General features: G+C 64.6%; 17 protein-coding genes. 10 read left to right on the top strand and 7 right to left on the bottom strand.

The genetic code is table 11. From position 1 onward, the window contains the following. Window positions 1–38 precede the first annotated feature (38 nt). Window positions 39–2,387 carry an alkaline phosphatase PhoX gene (locus ACY9XZ_RS11890; RefSeq protein ID WP_463457239.1) on the bottom strand — a complete coding sequence of 783 codons (2,349 nt, stop codon included), beginning with the start codon at window positions 2,385–2,387 and terminating at the stop codon, window positions 39–41. 252 nt (window positions 2,388–2,639) lie between these two features. Beyond that, complete coding sequence (locus ACY9XZ_RS11885; RefSeq protein ID WP_463457238.1) at window positions 2,640–2,927, bottom strand: DUF7111 family protein; 288 nt, start codon at window positions 2,925–2,927, stop codon at window positions 2,640–2,642. A gap of 87 nt (window positions 2,928–3,014) precedes the next feature. Between ACY9XZ_RS11885 and ACY9XZ_RS11880 the strand changes: the two genes are divergently transcribed. Both ACY9XZ_RS11880 and ACY9XZ_RS11875 read left to right on the top strand, forming a co-directional pair. After that, window positions 3,015–3,305: a PadR family transcriptional regulator gene (locus ACY9XZ_RS11880; protein ID WP_463457237.1), complete on the top strand. Its 291-nt coding sequence runs from the start codon at window positions 3,015–3,017 to the stop codon at window positions 3,303–3,305. A 72-nt stretch (window positions 3,306–3,377) separates the two neighbouring features. Beyond that, window positions 3,378–3,632, top strand: a complete 255-nt coding sequence (locus ACY9XZ_RS11875) for a hypothetical protein (protein ID WP_463457236.1) — start codon at window positions 3,378–3,380, stop codon at window positions 3,630–3,632. Here ACY9XZ_RS11875 and ACY9XZ_RS11870 read toward each other — a convergent pair. Further along, a complete protein-coding gene (locus ACY9XZ_RS11870; protein ID WP_463457235.1) occupies window positions 3,629–4,777 on the bottom strand; it encodes an acyl-CoA dehydrogenase in 1,149 nt (382 codons plus the stop codon). The two genes, ACY9XZ_RS11875 and ACY9XZ_RS11870, sit on opposite strands and share 4 nt — an antisense overlap. A 105-nt stretch (window positions 4,778–4,882) precedes the next feature. After that, entirely contained in the window at window positions 4,883–5,740 is an 858-nt protein-coding gene (locus ACY9XZ_RS11865; RefSeq protein WP_463457234.1) for a 3-hydroxyacyl-CoA dehydrogenase family protein, read from the bottom strand. Window positions 5,741–6,021: 281 nt separating this feature from the next. Here ACY9XZ_RS11865 and ACY9XZ_RS11860 point away from each other — a divergent pair, with 281 nt between their 5' ends. Next, a complete protein-coding gene (locus ACY9XZ_RS11860; protein ID WP_463457233.1) occupies window positions 6,022–6,897 on the top strand; it encodes a class 1 fructose-bisphosphatase in 876 nt (291 codons plus the stop codon). 18 nt (window positions 6,898–6,915) lie between these two features. On the opposite strand, the gene ACY9XZ_RS11855 is transcribed toward ACY9XZ_RS11860, so the two are convergent. Then, entirely contained in the window at window positions 6,916–8,922 is a 2,007-nt protein-coding gene (locus tag ACY9XZ_RS11855) for a PKD domain-containing protein (RefSeq protein WP_463457232.1), read from the bottom strand. Between the two features lie 107 nt (window positions 8,923–9,029). On the opposite strand from ACY9XZ_RS11855, the gene ACY9XZ_RS11850 reads away from it, so the two are divergent. Both ACY9XZ_RS11850 and ACY9XZ_RS11845 read left to right on the top strand, forming a co-directional pair. Continuing rightward, a complete protein-coding gene (locus ACY9XZ_RS11850; RefSeq protein ID WP_463457231.1) occupies window positions 9,030–10,793 on the top strand; it encodes an acyl-CoA carboxylase subunit beta in 1,764 nt (587 codons plus the stop codon). 129 nt (window positions 10,794–10,922) lie between these two features. Beyond that, window positions 10,923–11,306 carry a DUF5658 family protein gene (locus tag ACY9XZ_RS11845; RefSeq protein WP_463457230.1) on the top strand — a complete coding sequence of 128 codons (384 nt, stop codon included), beginning with the start codon at window positions 10,923–10,925 and terminating at the stop codon, window positions 11,304–11,306. A 33-nt stretch (window positions 11,307–11,339) separates the two neighbouring features. On the opposite strand, the gene ACY9XZ_RS11840 is transcribed toward ACY9XZ_RS11845, so the two are convergent. Continuing rightward, entirely contained in the window at window positions 11,340–11,789 is a 450-nt protein-coding gene (locus ACY9XZ_RS11840; protein ID WP_463457229.1) for a MaoC family dehydratase, read from the bottom strand. A 114-nt stretch (window positions 11,790–11,903) separates the two neighbouring features. Here ACY9XZ_RS11840 and ACY9XZ_RS11835 point away from each other — a divergent pair, with 114 nt between their 5' ends. From ACY9XZ_RS11835 to ACY9XZ_RS11820, 4 genes are all read left to right on the top strand, one after another. Next, on the top strand, window positions 11,904–12,743 hold the full coding sequence (locus tag ACY9XZ_RS11835; protein WP_463457228.1) for an HpcH/HpaI aldolase/citrate lyase family protein: 840 nt from the start codon (window positions 11,904–11,906) through the stop codon (window positions 12,741–12,743). 88 nt (window positions 12,744–12,831) lie between these two features. Beyond that, the gene (locus tag ACY9XZ_RS11830; RefSeq protein WP_463457227.1) at window positions 12,832–14,088 is read left to right on the top strand and encodes a Glu/Leu/Phe/Val family dehydrogenase; all 1,257 of its coding nucleotides are present in this window, start codon (window positions 12,832–12,834) and stop codon (window positions 14,086–14,088) included. A gap of 63 nt (window positions 14,089–14,151) precedes the next feature. Continuing rightward, window positions 14,152–14,637: an SRPBCC family protein gene (locus ACY9XZ_RS11825; protein WP_463457226.1), complete on the top strand. Its 486-nt coding sequence runs from the start codon at window positions 14,152–14,154 to the stop codon at window positions 14,635–14,637. A gap of 139 nt (window positions 14,638–14,776) precedes the next feature. Then, complete coding sequence (locus tag ACY9XZ_RS11820; RefSeq protein ID WP_463457225.1) at window positions 14,777–15,685, top strand: DMT family transporter; 909 nt, start codon at window positions 14,777–14,779, stop codon at window positions 15,683–15,685. 17 nt (window positions 15,686–15,702) lie between these two features. Here the strand turns inward: ACY9XZ_RS11820 and ACY9XZ_RS11815 are convergent, their stop codons facing one another. After that, window positions 15,703–16,497, bottom strand: coding sequence for an RIO1 family regulatory kinase/ATPase domain-containing protein (locus tag ACY9XZ_RS11815; RefSeq protein ID WP_463457224.1), 795 nt, complete (start codon window positions 16,495–16,497; stop codon window positions 15,703–15,705). Window positions 16,498–16,578: 81 nt separating this feature from the next. Here ACY9XZ_RS11815 and ACY9XZ_RS11810 point away from each other — a divergent pair, with 81 nt between their 5' ends. Next, window positions 16,579–17,718, top strand: a complete 1,140-nt coding sequence (locus ACY9XZ_RS11810; RefSeq protein ID WP_463457223.1) for an acyl-CoA dehydrogenase family protein — start codon at window positions 16,579–16,581, stop codon at window positions 17,716–17,718. Window positions 17,719–17,720 lie beyond the last annotated feature (2 nt).

Genomic DNA, 17,720 nt, shown 5'->3' with positions numbered 1-17,720 from the left:
TGTCCGTCCGAGCAGTGCTGAGTCGGCGACTGGCCTCGCTAGCTACTGGTGGTGTTGCCGTCGCTGGTGCTGTTTCCGTTGCTGGTGCTGTTTCCGTTGCTGGTGCTGTTTCCGTTGCTGTTCCCGTTACTATTGCCGGGCAAGCCGGTACCGTTGTCGGGCGCGTCAGTACTGTTTCCGGGCGTCTCGGTCTCGCCGTTGCCGTCCTCAGTCTCGTCGGTGTCTTCTTCAGTGCCGTCGTTGCCGTCTTCGGTTTCGTCGGTGTCCTCTTCAGTGCCGTCGTTGCCGTCTTCGGTTTCGTCGTCTTCGCCCTCCGTCCCGTCCTCGGTCTCCTCCTCGTCATCTTCGGACTCCGGCGGTTCGTAGACGTAGAGGCCGTCGTTGGGGTAAGACCGTGCCGGGCCGCCGAAGCCGTCCTCACAGCAGAGCACGCGGCCGTCGTCCATCACGTAGACGTTGTCGACGTTCCGGAGCGCGTCGTCGGCGTCTTCGGGTTCGTCTGTGAAGTCCGGACCGACGATGACGGGTTCGAGCGTCGAGATGTTGTAGTCCTCCTCCAGTTCGCCGCGGTAGACGATGCCGCCGTCGACGCGGTCCATCTGGATGTCGCCGGTGTCGTCGGCGAGGTCGTCGTTGAACTCGGAGATGCCGAAATAGACCGGATCGCCCGGTCCAGCGCCGTCCCTGCTGTCGACGCCCTCGGCCTTGTTGAACTCGATGGATGCGCCGATTTCCTTCGCCGCGGCGCGGGTTTCGAGGAACGGGACGCGGCGGAGGTCTTCGTCGACGCCGTCCGGGCCTTCGGAGTAGTACTGGTCGGCCCATTCGACGATTTCCTCGTTGCTGATGTAGTTCTGGTTGCCGTTCTCGACGACGGCCCGGTCGGCTTCTTCCAGGGCCGCTTCGAGGTCCTCCTCCCAGTCGGTTTCGGCGTGGGTTTCGAGGTAATCGGCCTGTGTGATGTCGTCGTACTCGGCGATCCACGCCTCGATTTCCGCGTTGCTTGCGGAACCGAGGGGCATCCACTCGATTTCGAGCGGGTACTCCGCCGGGGATTTCCGCGTCCCGACCGTCGAGGCGTTGGCCTGCGGATTCGTGATCTTGGGCGCGTACAGCGTGCCCGACACGTCCATCGGGTCCTCGTAGCTGGGAATCGGCTCGTCGGCGACGAACTTGTAGATGCCCTTGCTGTCGCCGTCGGAACAGCCGTAAACGGTCCGCTCGTCGGCCTGGATGTTCGGCGCTTCCCACGAGGTCCGCCCCATCACGTAGTACTTGATCGGCTGTGGCGGGTCGGCCGTCGGCTCGCGGAAGTCGACGTGGTAGCCGTGGCGGTACGGGTTCGGGTACACGTCGGTGATCGGCTCGATGGTGTTGATGTAGTCGGTCTGGTCCGCCTGCTCGGCACCGAGATAGTACGCGAGGAACTCCACGCCGTCCAGCGCCCAGTACCCCTGGATGCTCCAGGACTCGTCGCCGTAGTAGTCATCGACGGCGCTTTGAATACCGGTCGGGTTCGGCCGGTTCCAGAACTGACAGCCGCCGACGAGCCCCTTGCCGGTGCCGGCGTCGACGATGTCGCCGACCTGGTTGGTCAGCGAAACGCGCGTGTGGGCGTAGTTCTCCTCGGAGGAGATCATCGTTCCCCACGGGCTGAGGTCGCCGTAGCAGTTGATCCGCGTGCCGCCGAGTTCGCGGAGCGGCTCCGTGTTCGCCAGGTTGATCGCGTTTTCGAGGTCGGCCTCCCACTCGCCGCCCTCCGTCTGGCTGAGCGGGATCCGGCTGACGTTACCCGGGCTGTTCTCCCAGTTGGTGAACAGGTAGCCCTCGGTCCCCTCGTCGTTCGTCGGGATGAACTGATTACAGTCGGGGTTCGACGCGGCGGCACCGTACTGTGTCCCCTCGAAATTGTCCAGCGTGATGTCCGTGCCGTCCGGTGTCTGCGTGACACCCAGGCGTTCCTCGCCCCCGTTGATCTCGTCGCGAGCCTGTGCGAAGATGGTGTACTCGCCGTTGCCCGAGCGGACCCGGCGCTGTTCTTCTTCGGTCTGTGGTGTCGACAGCTCATCGAAGTCGTCGTTGGACCCGTCGAGTTCGAACTGGAAGCCGCTGAAGTAGCCGATACCGGCAGTCCCGAACGGTTCCGGGTTCGCCCCCTCGGGATGCTGGAGGCTGTACAGCAGCGACCCGTCCTGAAATACGAACGGCCCCGTCACCTCGGCCCCGAAGGCCGTCGTGGAGAACCGCTTGAGTTCCCCTTTGACGCTCGGTGCGCCGGGTGTGTCGGATTCGTCGACCTCTTCGCCGCTTGCCACGCCGATGACGCTTGCCCCAAGAGCAGCTGCCACCGACTGCGATAGTACCTGTCGTCGAGTAAAGTCGACCATGCAGACTCGACAAGGAAGGGGTATTTTAAAATATTTTATACTATTTCATTATATACTACGTACTTATATATAGCAAATGTCATTGTTTGAAACGGTATATAGTAACAGACGACGCTAATACCCGTGAAAATTCATGGTTCTCATTCGATATCTCTCGCCGGTCGAGGATAAGATCCACGAAGATTACATAAATAGTACTTGACAAAACAGGATTTGTTTGACAATCAACACTCGTTTGCCGGCGACTGGTGGTTACATCCCCATATCAGCCGCAGCATCGGGTACCGGAAGCACGTTCGGGGAGACGCCCAGTAACTCTGCCGCGTGGTCGAGCGCCATGTCAAAGCCGTAGTACCGCTCCAGTTCGTCGCCGTCGGCGGTCGGCCGGACCTTCAACATCGCGTACCCCTCGATGTTCTGGGCGACCGCGGCGCTCCCGGTGTCGCTTTCGAACGTCAGCAGCCGTTCCTCGTCCGTCTCTCGATAGGTGGCCGTGATTCCGTCGGCCGACGCCTCGACGGGGAGTTCGGAGTCGGTCATCGGCGGCTCTAGGGAGTGGGGGTATGCGAACCTGACGGTCCGTCCGAAACCGGAAACGCGAAACGAGACGACTCCCACTGCAAAGCTATGGCGAAGTGGCTCCAGAGCGGCCGTCGACGCGACATGTGCGTCCTGTTGGCCGCCGCCGAGGACGGCGAACTCTCCGGCCAGCGGCTGAAGACGCGGCTCGAACGCCGGTACGATACGCGAATCGAACCGAAGAGCTTCTACGGGGCGCTCGACGCGCTGGAATCGGCCGGGTTCGTCTCCCATCGTGAGGACGGCATCGCCGACAAATACTCGCTGACAGACGCCGGCGAACAACGGCTTCGAGACCAGTTCGAGTGGATGCGCGAGGCGCTCGGCGAGGACGACTAAACCGCGAGTGGCGACGCCGCCCCCCCCGGCGGTGACGACATCTTTTTACTTGGTGACTGTACAGAATAAAATATGTCCCTGTCTCGGTCACTCCTCCTGGCGGGCCTCGATGCCCTCCCGTTCGCGGCCCTCGCCAGCGTGGCGACGCTCGTCTTCGCACGGGCGGCCAAGCAGCCATCGACACTCGTCGGGATGCTCGCCGGGACCGTCGGCGTGGCGGTACTCCTGGCGCTGGGGACCATCAGCGCGAACCGCTACCGTGCGGACGGGAAGCGGTTCTACTTCACGCGTGCGATCGTCGTCGAAGGGCTGCTTTCGTTCCCCTAATCGAGTAGTTCACTCGCGATAGTGTTGCGCAGTACCTCGCTGGTCCCCTCGTAGATCTCGTTGAGTTTGGCGTCACGGTAGAACCGCTCGGCCGGGAAGTCCTTCGTGTAGCCGTAGCCGCCGTGGACCTGAATCCCTTCGTTCGCCACTTCACGGGAGACCTCGGAGGCGTACAGCTTGGCCTGGGCGGCCTCCTTGACGAAGGACTCGCCGGCCATCTTCTTGTCGGCCGCCTGGTGCATCAGCAGGCGGGCGGCCTGCGTTTTCGTGTCCATATCGGCGAGCTTGTGCTGGATCGCCTGGAAATCGCTGATAGGCTGATCGAACTGCTCACGGTCCTGGGCGTAGCGCAGCGCCTCGTCCAGTGCGGCCTGAGCGATACCGACGCCGCGGGCCGCGATGGTGATGCGGCCGCCGTTGAGCGTCTTGAGCGCGTGGACGAACCCGCGGCCCTCCTCACCGAGTCGGCGGTCCGCGGGGAGACGCATGTCGTCGAACCGCAGTTCGGCGGTCGGACACCCCTTGTCGCCGAGTTTGTGCTCCGTGCCCTCGACGATGAAACCGTCGTCCTCCTCGGGGCGAACGATGAACGACGAGATGCCCTTGTTGCCGGCCTCGGGGTCGGTCTTGGCGAACAGGACGACGGTATCGGCGACGGACCCGTTCGAGATCCAGAGCTTGCCGCCGTTGACCAGGTAGGCGTCCCCGCCCTCTATCGGTTCGGCGGTGGTGTCCATCGCCGGCACGTCGCTGCCTGCACCGGCTTCCGAGAGCGCGAACGCGCCGATCTCCTCGCCCTCGGCCAGCGGCGTGAGGTAGGTCTCTTTCTGTGCCTCGTCGCCGAACTCGTAGATCATGTTACAGGCCAGCGAGATGTGTGCGGCGACGATTGTTCCGAGCCCGCCGCTGCCGCGGGAAATCTCTTCCAGCGCCATCGCGTAGCTGTGGTAGTCCAGTTCGGCCCCGCCGTATTCTTCCGGAATCGGCATGCCCATTAGGCCCAGATCCGCCATCTCGTCGACGAGATCCCACGGGAACTCATCGGTTTCGTCGATCTCCGCCGCCCGGGGCTTGACCTCTTCGTCGACGAACTCCGCGACCATGTCCTGTATCTGGCGTTGTTCCTGTGTGGGGCTAAAGTCCATGACAGATTCTAACGCTGGTTGGGTCTTTACTGTTGGCCAACGCCCGGCCCGTTGCTGGGTATCGTACTCGACCCGCTCCCGTCGCCGGCCGCCACCGAACGCGGGTCAGTCGTAGTCGTAGAAGCCACGACCCGACTTCTTGCCGAGGTCACCGGCTGCGACCTTCCGTTTGAGCAGGTATGCGGGCTTGTAACGGTCGCCCAGTTCCTCGTACAGCGTCTCCGAGGCGTCCAGTACAACGTCGAGACCGATGTGATCGGCCAGTTCGAGCGGGCCCATCGGGACGTTCGTTCCGAGCGTCAGCCCGCGGTCGATGTCGGCCTTGTCGGCGACGCCCTCGTCGTAGGCCCGGATGCCCTCGTTGATCCAGGGCATCAGCACGCGGTTGACAACGAAGCCGGGCTTGTCGTCGGCCTCCCAGGTCTCCTTCCCGATGTCGTGGGCGAACTCCCGACCCAGCGTCACTGTCTCGTCGGTGGTCTTCTCGCCGACGACGAGTTCGACGCCTTTCATCACCGGCACGGGGTTCATGAAATGCAGACCAAGCACCTGTTCGGGTCGGTCGGTGGCGCTGGCGATGGTCGTAATCGAGAGCGTGCTCGTGTTGCTGGCTAGCACCGCGTTCGGCCCACAGACGGCGTCGAGTTCCTCGAACACCGACTGCTTGATGTCCATGTCCTCCGTCACGGCCTCGACGACGAGATCGGCATCCGCGAAGTCGTCCATCTCGGTGGTTCCGGTGATACGGGCCGTGGCTGCTTCGGCTTCCTGTTCTGTCACGGTTTCGCGCGCAACGAGGCTTTCGAAGCTCGCCCGGATGTCCTCGAACCCGGCGGCAACCAACTCTTCTGACACGTCGCGCATGACGACGTCGTAGCCGGCCGTCGCTGCGACCTGGGCGATCCCGTTGCCCATCGTCCCGGCCCCGACGACGCCGACGGTGTCGACTGCTTCAAGGTGCATAATTCCGTCTTCGACCGGCCGTCGTGTAAGTCTGCCGACGGAACCACCCCGTCGCAGTGAGCCGAATTCCACCGAGTTAGTCGCCCACACACTTAGCGGCAAAAGATGCTCGCCCGCAGAATATTCACTCGAAATGTAGTAAATGTCAGCAAAAAGATACTTATGGTGTGCCGGAGAACGAACTGGTGATGAAAAACCCTGCGGGCAGCAGGCTCGGAGGAACGACCCGACTGGTCTCCGCGGATCCAGTCCCGGTCCGGACAAGACCCCATATCTGACAAATGAGTAAGTCACTCGACATCTCGACCACCGAAGCCGAGCAGACCGTTACGGAAGTCATCGACACCATCGTCGCGACGACACCGGACGTCCGCCGCGCCATCGCTGATTACCGTGGCCAGAGCAACTCCGTCAACCCCACCGGCGACGACCAGCTCGCGGCCGACCTGCGCGCCGACGAACTGTTCGAGCAGCGATTGCTGGATATCGACGGGGTCGCCACCTACGCCAGCGAAGAACGTGCGGACGTGAAATCGACGGACGGGCGCCTCCACGTCGCGATGGACCCCCTCGACGGGTCGAGCAACCTGGAACCCAACAGCGGGATGGGGACGATTTTCGGCGTGTACAGCGAACGGCCACCGACGGTCGGCACCAACCTGCTCGCCGCCGGCTTCGTCATCTACGGCCCGATCACTTCGATGGTCGTTGCCCGGAAGGGCCGCGTCCGCGAATACATCCTCGAAGACGGCGACAAGCGGATCGTCGACGACGACGTGACTGTCCCTGAAGACCCCACGGTGTTCGGCTTTGGCGGCGGTGTCGACTCCTGGACGGACGAGTTCGAGTCCTACGCCGAGGAAGTCCGCCACGAGCTGAAACTCCGCTACGGCGGGGCGATGGTCGCGGACATCAATCAGGTGCTTACCTACGGCGGTGTCTTCTCGTACCCCGAACTGGAGTCCCGCCCAGAGGGGAAGCTCCGGATCCAGTTCGAGGGACAGCCGATGGCCTACATCCTCGAATCGGCCGGGGGCCGGTCCTCCGACGGTGACCAATCGCTGCTTGAGATCGAACCCGACGAGCTCCACGAACGGACGCCGCTGTACCTCGGGAACGACGATCTGGTTGACCGGCTCGAAGCGACGCTCGACTGATGTCTCCGATTCTGTGGTTCAGTAGCCGAGATAGATCGCCAGCGCTTTGAGAACGCTGTAAAGCCCGATAGCGACGCCCAATAGCCCGCCCAGCACTGTCCCGACGATGCCGTCGGGCCACAGCGAAAGCGGGTTCGGAATCCCGACAGACGGCAGCGCCGGCAGCGAGAAACCGCTGCTGCTTGCCGTCACGTTCCCGATGCGTTGCCCGTCGACAGTCAGGGCACCAGTAGCGTCTTCGGGAACCGAGCGGGCGAACTCCGTCGTTCGTGTCTCGCTGGCCGGGACTGTGACCGTCCGCGTTGTCAGTATCGAGGTGTTGAGCGCGACGATCACGTTGTGGTCCCCGCTCGCAGTTCCCCGGTTTTCCAGCTCGACGGTGATGACAGTCCGGTCGCCCGGACCGAGCGTCGATGGGACAGCCGTGGCGTTCGTGACTACGATCTCCGGTTCGCCAGTCTCCTCTGTCTGTGTCTCAGTCGGCTCGGGGTCGGGAGTCGTCGTCTCTGTGTCGGTGGTCGCGGTCTGTTTTTCGTCCGCGGCTGTCGTCCGTTCGATTCCGACCACGAACGTCGAGAGGCCCGGCGACGCAGCCCGATAAACGATCTGTGACTCACTCCGGCCGGCGATTTCAGTCGCTAACGGCGTCCACCCGTCGCTGTTCCGGAACAGCGTCACGCTACTGGGATCTGCATCGACTGCCGCCAGCGCGTCACGGTCCACAGTAAAGGTAAACGTCGCGTCCTCGGCCGGAACGGCGCCGTGGTCGATATCGAACCGGCTGACGCCGGTGTGGCCGGTCGCAGTCGCGAACGACGGAGCAGGCTGTCGGGCTCGAATAGTGAGTGCGATGGACTCGTTTCGCGGGAACGTCACAGCAAGCCGCTCCAGCGTCCCGTTCTGACCGCTGACGAGTGCACCCTCCGGAGCCTGAATCCGCTGTGACTGTCCCGTTCCATTCGCCGACACGTTCGCCACAGTCGCGTTCGGTTGCCGAACGGTCACGTTTCCGCCGGTTCCATTGCCCGACACAGACACGACTCTGGTCACTGTCTCCGCGTTCCCGAGCGGATCAGCCGCCGTCACCGAGACTTCGTGGCTGCCGGGCGAGGCGAAAGCCACGGTGATGTTCTCGCCGGTCAGAATCGTGTCACTCCCCACCTGCCACCGGATCGAGTCGACGCCCTGGTCGTCCGTCGTCGCCGCCGCGGAGAAGGTCACCGACTCGCCGACCGTCGCGTTCTCCGGACCGGCGACGGAGATGTTCGGCGCGGACCCGTCATAGAGGAACGTCCGCTGTCGGCCAAAGGAGTTCTCGTTCCCGTTCGTATCGGTCACGGACATCAGCAGCAGCGAGTACTCGCCCTCCTCCGGGAACCTGTACTCCCGGGTGTAGGTGGCCGAATTACCGGTGCGTTCGGAGAACCCCGAGATGTTCAGTTCGTCGAGCGACGGACCCCCGACGGAGACCCGCAGCTGGCTCAGTGGTTCGTGTGTCTCGACAGTGACCTCGGCGGTCGAACTGTTGACGCGAGTGACGTTGAAATCCCGGTACTTCGGCACGACGGCGTCCATCCCGGTGACAGTGACCGACTCGTGTGGGAGTTCGTTACCCGCTTCGTCGGTGATACTGGCGGTGTCACGCAGGCTGACGGTGACGTTGTCGGTGTCGACCTTTTTTTCGAGCAGCAGCGAAACGCGCACCCCGCTCCGGTTCGCTCCGGAGGCGTTTACCGACGTGACTGAGACGTTCCCGACACGGCCCGCGGTCAGCGCGAAATCGTTCGCCTGGATCGTACTCGTGTCGAGCGATCCGTCGTCGTCGTACAGGGTCACCTCGATAGCCGTGGCGTTGCCCCGCGTCGCGTTGCCCCACTCCGGCGGTTCGGTGTCCTCGGCCGCGACCGTGCCTGCAGTCACCGCAGTGAGCAACGGGACCGCGAGGAGCACGACAAGAACCGGGAGCCACCGGCGCGGACTCCCACACGACGAAGGTGTCTCTGGGGAGTGGCCGGTGTCGCTCATGGTGCATGAGTACTCCGGCACTCGATATCAATGGTGCGCCACCATTACGAGACGTGATAATCGCAGGCGGGGCAACTACTGTGACCCCCGGGGCCGTTGAGTGTGGTATGAAGGTCCATATCGCGGCCGAAGCCACGCGCGACGAGGCGTCGGCCATTGCGGCCGCTGTCGCCGAACATACGGGTCGAACCGTCGAAGTATACGTCGGCGAGGAGGAAACCCCGACACTGGTCCGCGAGGTGACCGACGGGGACGAAGGCACCGACACATCCACGGACGGTGATTCGGTAGACGCTGCACCGACAGCGCGCGAGAAGCGGCTCCGCGAGGAGATCGACGACATCGAGCGCGGCGGGCCACAGAAGTATCGGGATCGCCTCGCTGAGCAAGGGAAACTGTTCGTCCGCGACCGGCTCGACCTCTGGTTTGGCGACGACGGCCTGGACTTCGAGGACGGGCGGTTCGCGAACTTCGACTCGTGGCACCCCAGCAGTCCCGACGTGGACGAGGCGGACGACCGGTTGCCGGCCGACGGCCTCGTCACCGGCGCGGGGACCTTCGAGGGCCGACAGGTACACGTCGCCGCCAACGACTTCACGGTCAAAGCGGGCTCGATTGCCCGCCACGGCGTCGAGAAGTTCCTCCGACTGCAAGAGCGCGCGTTAAAGAGCGGCCAGCCGTTGCTGTACCTGGTCGACTCCTCGGGCGGCCGGATCGACCAGCAGCGCGGCTTCTTCGCCAACCGCGAGGGGATCGGGAAGTTCTACTACAACCACTCGCTGCTGTCCGGTGCAGTCCCGCAGATCTGTGTGCTCTATGGCCCGTGTATCGCCGGTGCGGCCTACACGCCGGTGTTCGCCGACTTCACCGTCATGGTCCGGGGCATGAGCGCGCTAGCGATCGCCTCACCCCGGATGGTCGAGATGGTCACCGGGGAGGACATCGACCTCGAAAGGCTCGGTGGGCCGGACCTGCACGCCCGCCATTCCGGCAGTGCGGACCTGGTCGCTGACGACGAGGACCACGCCCGGGAACTCGTCGCCCAGCTCATCACGTACCTGCCCGACAACGCTGACGAGAAACCGCCACGGACGGACGGGACTGCGCCCGCAGTCGACCCTGCTGGCCTCGACTCGGTCATTCCCGCAGAACCGAACAAGGGTTACGACATGCAGCGGGTCATCGAACGCGTCGTCGATGCAGACTCCTTCTTCGAACTGCAGTCACAGTACGGAACCGAGATTCTGACCGGGTTCGCCCGGATCGATGGTCGACCAGTCGGCATCGTCGCCAACCAGCCGAGCCAGCGAGCCGGCGCGATATTCCCCGATGCGGCCCGCAAAGCTGCCGGTTTCGTCTGGACCTGTGACGCCTACAACATTCCGCTGCTGTATCTGTGTGACACCCCGGGGTTCATGGCCGGCTCCTCGGTCGAAAAGGAGGGCATTCTGGAGGCCGGCAAGCGGATGATCTACGCCACGTCACAGGCCACGGTGCCGAAGCAGTGCGTCGTCGTTCGGAAGGCCTACGGCGCGGGCATTTACGCCATGTCAGGCCCCGCCTACGACCCCGAAGCGACCCTCGCGCTCCCGGGCAGTGAAATCGCGATCATGGGTCCCGAAGCCGCGATAAACGCGGTGTACGCGAACAAGCTGGACGCGATAGACGACCCGGAAGAGCGCGCCAGGCGCGAGCAGGAACTCCGCGAGGAATACCGCGAGGATATCGACGTTCATCGGATGGCGAGCGAGGTCGTTATCGACGAGATCGTGCCGCCGGGCGACCTGCGCGAGGAAATCGCTACGCGGTTTGATCTGTACGAGGATGTCGAGAAAGATCGGCCGGAGAAGAAACACGGTACGATTCTCTGACGCCAACCGCGCCCAGTCCGAATACCGCACATCCAGGGCGGTAAACGGCCCCTACTCCCACCGTTTCATCAGTAAACAGTGTGTATTTAATACACTTCGCGAGAATAGAATATCAGACCACGTGGGGGCGTGGTCGCGGAGGGTGACGTGTACGCACCGGACCGACCGGTCCCGATAGGGACCATCGACGGGTGGTGTAGCGCCCTGCTCGACGAACTCGCAAGTGTCGAGCGAGAACTATGGCTTGTCGTCGTCGCCACGCTCGTCATCGACGTGTGGCTCACACACGTCGGTCTCCAGCACGGCCTGCACGAGGGAAACCCCGTGATGCGAGTCGCGATAGAGACATTCGGAATCGCTGTCCTCGCACTGACGAAGATCGGGGTGTTGGGGCTGGCGGGGCTGACACGTAAGCTGGTAAGCGATCAGCGCGGCGTCGTCGTGCCGCTCGGACTGGCGCTCCCGTGGGTGGCGGCCGTCGTGATCAACGGGACCCTTTTGATCGGCCTGTAGCCGTCCGGGCTATGATGGCCCCGCTCGCCGCTCTCACTCGTCCGCTCGCTGGACCAGCGCCGTCCGCTCGAACGTACAGACGAGCGTGTCGTCCTGATTGTAGGCGTCGACCTGCATCGTGACGATACCCCGGTCTTCGTCACTGGTCAGTCGCTTGTGCAGGACCGTCGTTTCCGCGCGTATCGTGTCGCCGTGGACGACCGGTGCCGGGTGCTCCACGTCGTCGTAGGAGAGATTGGCGACAATCGTTCCGTCGGTGGTGTCGGGTATCGTCAGTCCGACTGCGAGCGACATCGTGTACAGTCCGTTGACCAGGCGCTCGCCGAACTGCGTCTCGGCGGCGAACTCGGCGTCGAGGTGGAGCGGCTGCTGGTTCATCGTCAGATCACAGAACCGTTGATTGTCGCTCTCGCTGACGGTCCGGCGCTTCTCGTGGACGATGGTCTCGCCCTCGGTGAACTCCTCGTAGTACTTGCCGGGCATAGCTGAGCACAGACGCGGGCGGCTCTTAGCCGTGGGGGCGGGGACGACGCTCAACCGTCGGTTCGCTATGCCGGCCCGCCCATCACTTACTACGGGTGCGGACATAGCCCTCATATGGCCCGCCGAAGTGTCCTGTTCTCCCCGGGCGATGACGGGGCGAAGCTACGGAAAGCCGCGGCGAGCGAGGCCGACGTGATCGTGTACGACCTCGAAGACGCCGTCGTACCGGAGGCTAAACCGGCGGCCCGAGAGACGGTCCGTGAGGCGTTAGCCGACGTGCTGCCGGCGTCGCCCGAAGTGTGTGTTCGGGTCAATCCTGTCGGGTCGGGGGCCGAAGACGACCTCGCGGTCGTTCTCGACGGCTCGGCCCCGGCCCCGGACAGCGTGATGCTTCCGAAGACGCGCGACGCGGCGGACGTCCAACAGTTGGGGTCGCTGCTTGCGTCCCATGGCGTCGACTGTCCGGTGTTGGCGCTGGTAGAATCCGCGGCGGGTATCCTGCACGCCGAGGAGATCGCAGCGGCGGCCGCGACCGATGCGCTCGTGTTCGGGGCCGAGGACCTGGCCGGCGACATCGGCGCGACGCGGACTGCGGGCGGGCGGGAAGTGAGCTACGCGCGCCAACACGTCGTACTCGCCGCCCGAGCCGCCGGCGTGGCACCCATCGACACCCATTACCCGGATTTCAACGACACCGATGGGCTTCGAACCGAATCCCAGACGGCCGTCGAGCTTGGCTACGACGGGAAACTCGCGATCCATCCAGCCCAGGTCCCTGTGATTAACGAAGCGTTCACGCCCGACGAGGAACGGGTCGAGTGGGCCGAGCGGATTCTCGATGCCCGTGACGCCGCCGATGGTGGGGTGTTCGTTGTCGACGGAGAGATGGTCGACGCACCACAGGTGAAACAGGCGGAACGAGTCGTCGAGCGCGCCGGCATCGACCGCGACTGAGCAGTTAGCTCCGTTGTGGGCATCTCTTGGTCTGGGGAATCCCATGGACGGCGGTACCCTTTTCCCCACAGTACCAGTCAATACCCGTATGTCGTCCGAGGTTAACCCATTTGAAAGTCTACAGGAGCAGATCGACGACGCGGCGGACTACCTCGAATATTCGACGGACGTGCTCGAACGGCTGAAACACCCCGAGCGGGTACTGGAGACGAACCTCTCCGTAGAGATGGACGACGGCACCGTCGAAGTGTTTCGAGCTTATCGGTCGCAGTTCAACGGTGATCGGGGGCCGTACAAAGGGGGGATTCGCTATCACCCGCAGGTCACACGCGACGAGGTCAAGGCGCTGTCGGGCTGGATGGTGTACAAATGCGCCGCCGTCAACATCCCCTACGGCGGCGGGAAAGGCGGCATCGAGATCGACCCGCGCCAGTACTCGGCCAGCGAGATGGAGCGGATAACGCGATCCTTCGCAAAGGAACTCCGGCCCATTATCGGCGAGGACCGGGACATCCCCGCGCCGGACGTCAACACCGGCCAGCGGGAGATGAACTGGATCAAAGACACCTACGAGACGCTTGAGAACACCACGGAGCCCGGCGTCATCACCGGCAAGGCCCCGGAGTCGGGCGGCAGCGCGGGCCGCGTCGAAGCGACCGGCCGCTCGGTGATGCTCACCGCGCGCGAGGCGTTCGACTATCTCGACAAGGACATCGAGGGCGCGACCGTGGCCGTGCAGGGTTACGGGAACGCCGGCTCAGTAGCGGCGAAGCTCATCGAGGACCTCGGCGCGAACATCGTCGCGGTATCGGACTCGTCCGGTGCCGTCTACAACCCCGACGGGCTCGACGCACGCGATGCCAAGGCGTTCAAGAGCGACACCGGGTCGCTGACCGGCTACGAGGGCGCGACCGAGGAGCTGACGAACGAGGACCTCCTGACGATGGACGTGGACCTGCTCGTTCCGGCGGCGCTGGAAAACGCCATCGACGGCGACCTCGCAGGGGACGTGCAGGCCGACATTGTCGTCGAAGCGGCGAACGGCCCGCTGACGCCGAACGCCGACGACGTGCTCACGGCGCGTGACGTGGCCGTGTTCCCCGACATCCTCGCCAACGCCGGCGGCGTCACGGTGTCGTACTTCGAGTGGGTGCAGAACCGCCAGCGGTTCTACTGGTCCGAAAAGCGCGTGAACGAGGAACTGGAGACCGTCATCACGAACGCCTTCGACGACCTCGTCGAGACCTACGAGGAGACCGGTGCGCCGAACTTCCGGACGGCGATGTACGTCGTCGCCATCCAGCGCGTCGTCGCGGCCGCCGAGGAAGGCGGCATCTGGCCCTGAGTTGCCCCCGGCACTGGTCGCGCCTACCGCGGATGTTTTGCCAGCGCTTCCCCTACTGTGTGTATGGACGTTTACGAGCGGCAGGTTCGCGTCGAAGCCCCGCTGTCAGAGGTCTGGAAGTTCCACGCGACAGGCGACGGGCTGATCGCACTGACTCCCGACTGGATGAACATCCGCATCGAGGAGGAGCGCGGTCCGGACGGCGAACCGGATCCCAAGGAACTGACCGCCGGGTCTGTCGTCGTCTCCTCGATCAAGCCCTTCGGTATTCCGCCCCGCCAGCGCTGGGTCTCGAATATCGTTGCGCGGAAAGAGAGCGAGGACGAAGCGATGTTCCGCGATGTGATGGAGGAGGGGCCGTTTCCCCACTGGGAACACACGCACACGTTCCGGGCGCTGAGCGACAGGGAGACGCTCGTCCACGACCACGTCGAGTTCGAACTGCCCGGCGGGCCGCTGGGCAAGGCCTTCGGTCCACTTGGCTGTCTCGGGATGGAGCCGATGTTCCGGTATCGTCATCGGAAGACGAAGGAACTGCTCGAAGGGTAACCACCCGCGGGCAGTAACGGTCCCGTCTATGGGAGCCGGTGTTTCTTTAGTGTCGTGTCGGATACAGCCAACAGATGACCGGACGCATCGGTGCGAGAACTGACGGGGCCGTGGCGACACCGCGACACAACGGAGCGAGATGGACGTGACCGAACCGCGAATCGACCCGCGAATCGCCCTGACCGTCGCCGTGCTGGCGGTCAGCACGAGCGCGATTCTGGTCCGCTGGAGCGCGGCCGCGGCGTCGGTCGCGGCCTTTTACCGCGTTCTGTTGACGACTGCGCTGCTGGCCCCGCTGGCGCTGGGGCGGCACCGGTCGGCGTTCGGGCGACTCTCACGACGGGACGTGCTGGCGGCTGCCGCAACGGGGGTCGCCCTCGCAGTGCACTTCGCCGCGTGGTTCGAGAGCCTGGCGTGGACGAGCGTCGCGGCGTCAGTCACGCTGGTCCAGTGCCAGCCGCTGTTCGTCGCCGTCGGCGCGTGGGCGCTGCTGGACGAACGCGTCACGCGCGGCACGATGGCGGGCATCCTGGTCGCCATCGGCGGCATCGTCGTGATGTCCATCGGCGAACTGCTCGGTGGCGGGGCCATCGGCCCGCGCCCACTGTACGGCAACGCCCTGGCGCTGGTCGGCGGCGTCATGGCCGCCGGCTACGTACTCGCCGGGCGGTCGCTCCGCCAGCGGTTCCCCCTCATCCCCTACGTGACCGTCGTCTACGGCGTCGCCGCGGTGTGCCTGCTCGTCTTCGTCGTCGCGTCGGGCTACCCCGTCACCGGCTACCCGCCGCGGGAATGGGCCCTGTTTCTCGCGATGGCCGTCGGTCCCGGCGTGTTCGGCCACACCGTCCTCAACTGGGCGCTGGCACACGTCGAATCCAGCATGGTCAGCGTCTCGCTGCTTGGCGAACCGGTCGGGAGCGCGCTGCTGGCGCTGCTGTTGCTCGCAGAGATACCCGGCCCGTCGACCGTCGCCGGCGGGGCCGTTGTCCTCGTCGGTATCGCTGTCGTCGCCAGAAGTCGGGCGGTCGGGGCAGCGCCGGCGGACTGACACCGTTCCGGGCCGACCTATGCGCGCTTTTCCACGGCTCCGCGGATTTCAGCGGCGGCGAAGTCGTGGTCCGGACGGATGTTGACGAAGTCGAGGAACTCCTCGGCGGCCAGCAGCACCGACGTATCGTAGTGGCGTGCGGCGGCGGAGACAGCGGCCGGCGCACCGATGAGCGGCTCCAGCGCGCCCAGCGCACAGGCCAGGTCGTACGCACGGGCGTCCTGGATTGCCGCCTCGCGGACGCTCGTGGCGTCGATGAAGTACAGGTCGTCGTGGGCCACGAGCACGTTCTCACAGCGGAAATCGCCGTGGGCCAGGCCGTCCTCGTGCATCCGGTGGAGGAAGTCAAACACCGTCGGGCTATGTCGCTCGACCGTTTCGGGCGAGAGATCGTCCAGCGTCTCGAAGTCCGGGATGTACTCCAGCACGAGCACTCCCATCCCGTCGTACTCGAAGGCCTCGATGGGTTCGGGGGCGTTGACGCCGATCTCCCGCATCCGCCGGGTCGCCGCCAGTTCGTGTTCCGCCATCTCGTAGGGCGTCCCGAAGTGTTCGAAAAAGCCCTCGGTCCCCGAGGAAAACGCGCCGATGTTGCGGCCGGCGGTCAGCAGCGTGTGGACCAGCGAGTTCTGCTCCGTGATAACTTTCACGAACCACTGGTCGTTGACGACCAGCGGCGTCGAGAGCCAGTTCTCCGCCTCCAGAAACGCCACGTGAGCCGCGGGCTCGTCGTACCGCTCGATCACCGCCTGCACTACACCCTCGAGTTGCTCCCAGGGGACCGTCCCGCGGAGGAGACGCCGGAACGCCATTCCCCTGAGGGAAGGCCACGAACGGGCAAATGGCTTGTGTCTCCCCCCGTGGTATTTAGTGGCACGGAGCTTACGTCCGGTATGGAGTTCGACGTTCCCGGCGAACACCGGATGATCCGAGATTCGGTCCGCGAGTTCTGCGAGAACGAGATTCAGCCGATAGCCCAGGATATCGAGGACGAGCACCGGTTTCCGGCGGAAATATTCGAGGAACTCGGCGACCTGGACGTGATGGGCGTCCCCATCAGCGAGGAGTGGGGTGGGCTCGGCGGCGATACGCTGATGTACGCGCTCGTCGCCGAGGAACTCGGGCGCGTCTCCGGGAGCATCGGCCTCTCGTACGTCGCCCACACCTCCCTCGGGAGCAAGCCGATAGAGCTGTTCGGCACGGACGCCCAGAAGGAGCGCTGGCTCAGGCCGCTCGCGTCCGGCGAACATCTCGGCGGCTGGGCGCTGACGGAACCGGGAAGCGGGAGCGACGCCAGCGACATGGACACGACGGCCGAGCGGGACGGCGACGAGTACGTCCTCAACGGCACCAAGCAGTTCATCACGAACGCCTCCGTCGCGGGGTCGGTGCTGGTCAAGGCCGTCACCGACCCGGCGGCCGGCTACGACGGCATCTCGACGTTCATCGTCGCCCCGGCGGACGACGGCTGGGACGTGACGACCGAGTGGGAGAAGATGGGACTGAACGCCTCGCCGACCTGCGAACTCCAGTTCGACGACTGCCGGATTCCCGCGGACCGCCTGCTCGGTGAGGAAGGCGACGGCTGGGAGCAGACGCTAAAAACCCTCAACGGCGGACGCATCTCTATCGCCGCGCTCTCGACGGGGCTGGCACAGGGAGCCTTCGAGGCCGCGAAGTCCTACGCCACCGAACGCGAGCAGTTCGACCGCCCCATCTCGAAGTTCGACGCCGTCCGCGACAAGATCGTCGAGATGGACCGAAAGATCGAGCGCGCCCGCCTGCTGACCCACAAGGCGGCGACGATGTACGACCAGGGCGAAGACGTGACGCGGCTCTCCTCGCTGGCGAAGCTCGACGCCAGCGAAATCTGTCGCGAGGTCGCCGAAGACGCCGTGCAGGTGCTTGGCGGCTACGGCTACACGACGGACTTCGCCCCCCAGCGGTTCTATCGGGACGCGAAGCTCATGGAGATCGGCGAGGGCACGAGCGAGATACAGCGGATGGTGCTCGGCCGGGAGCTGGGGCTGTAGGG

Source organism: Haloarcula sp. HT12 (genome assembly GCF_055271655.1).
Note: the sequence above shows the minus strand (reverse complement) of the source record. Positions and strands in the feature narration are given on the sequence as shown.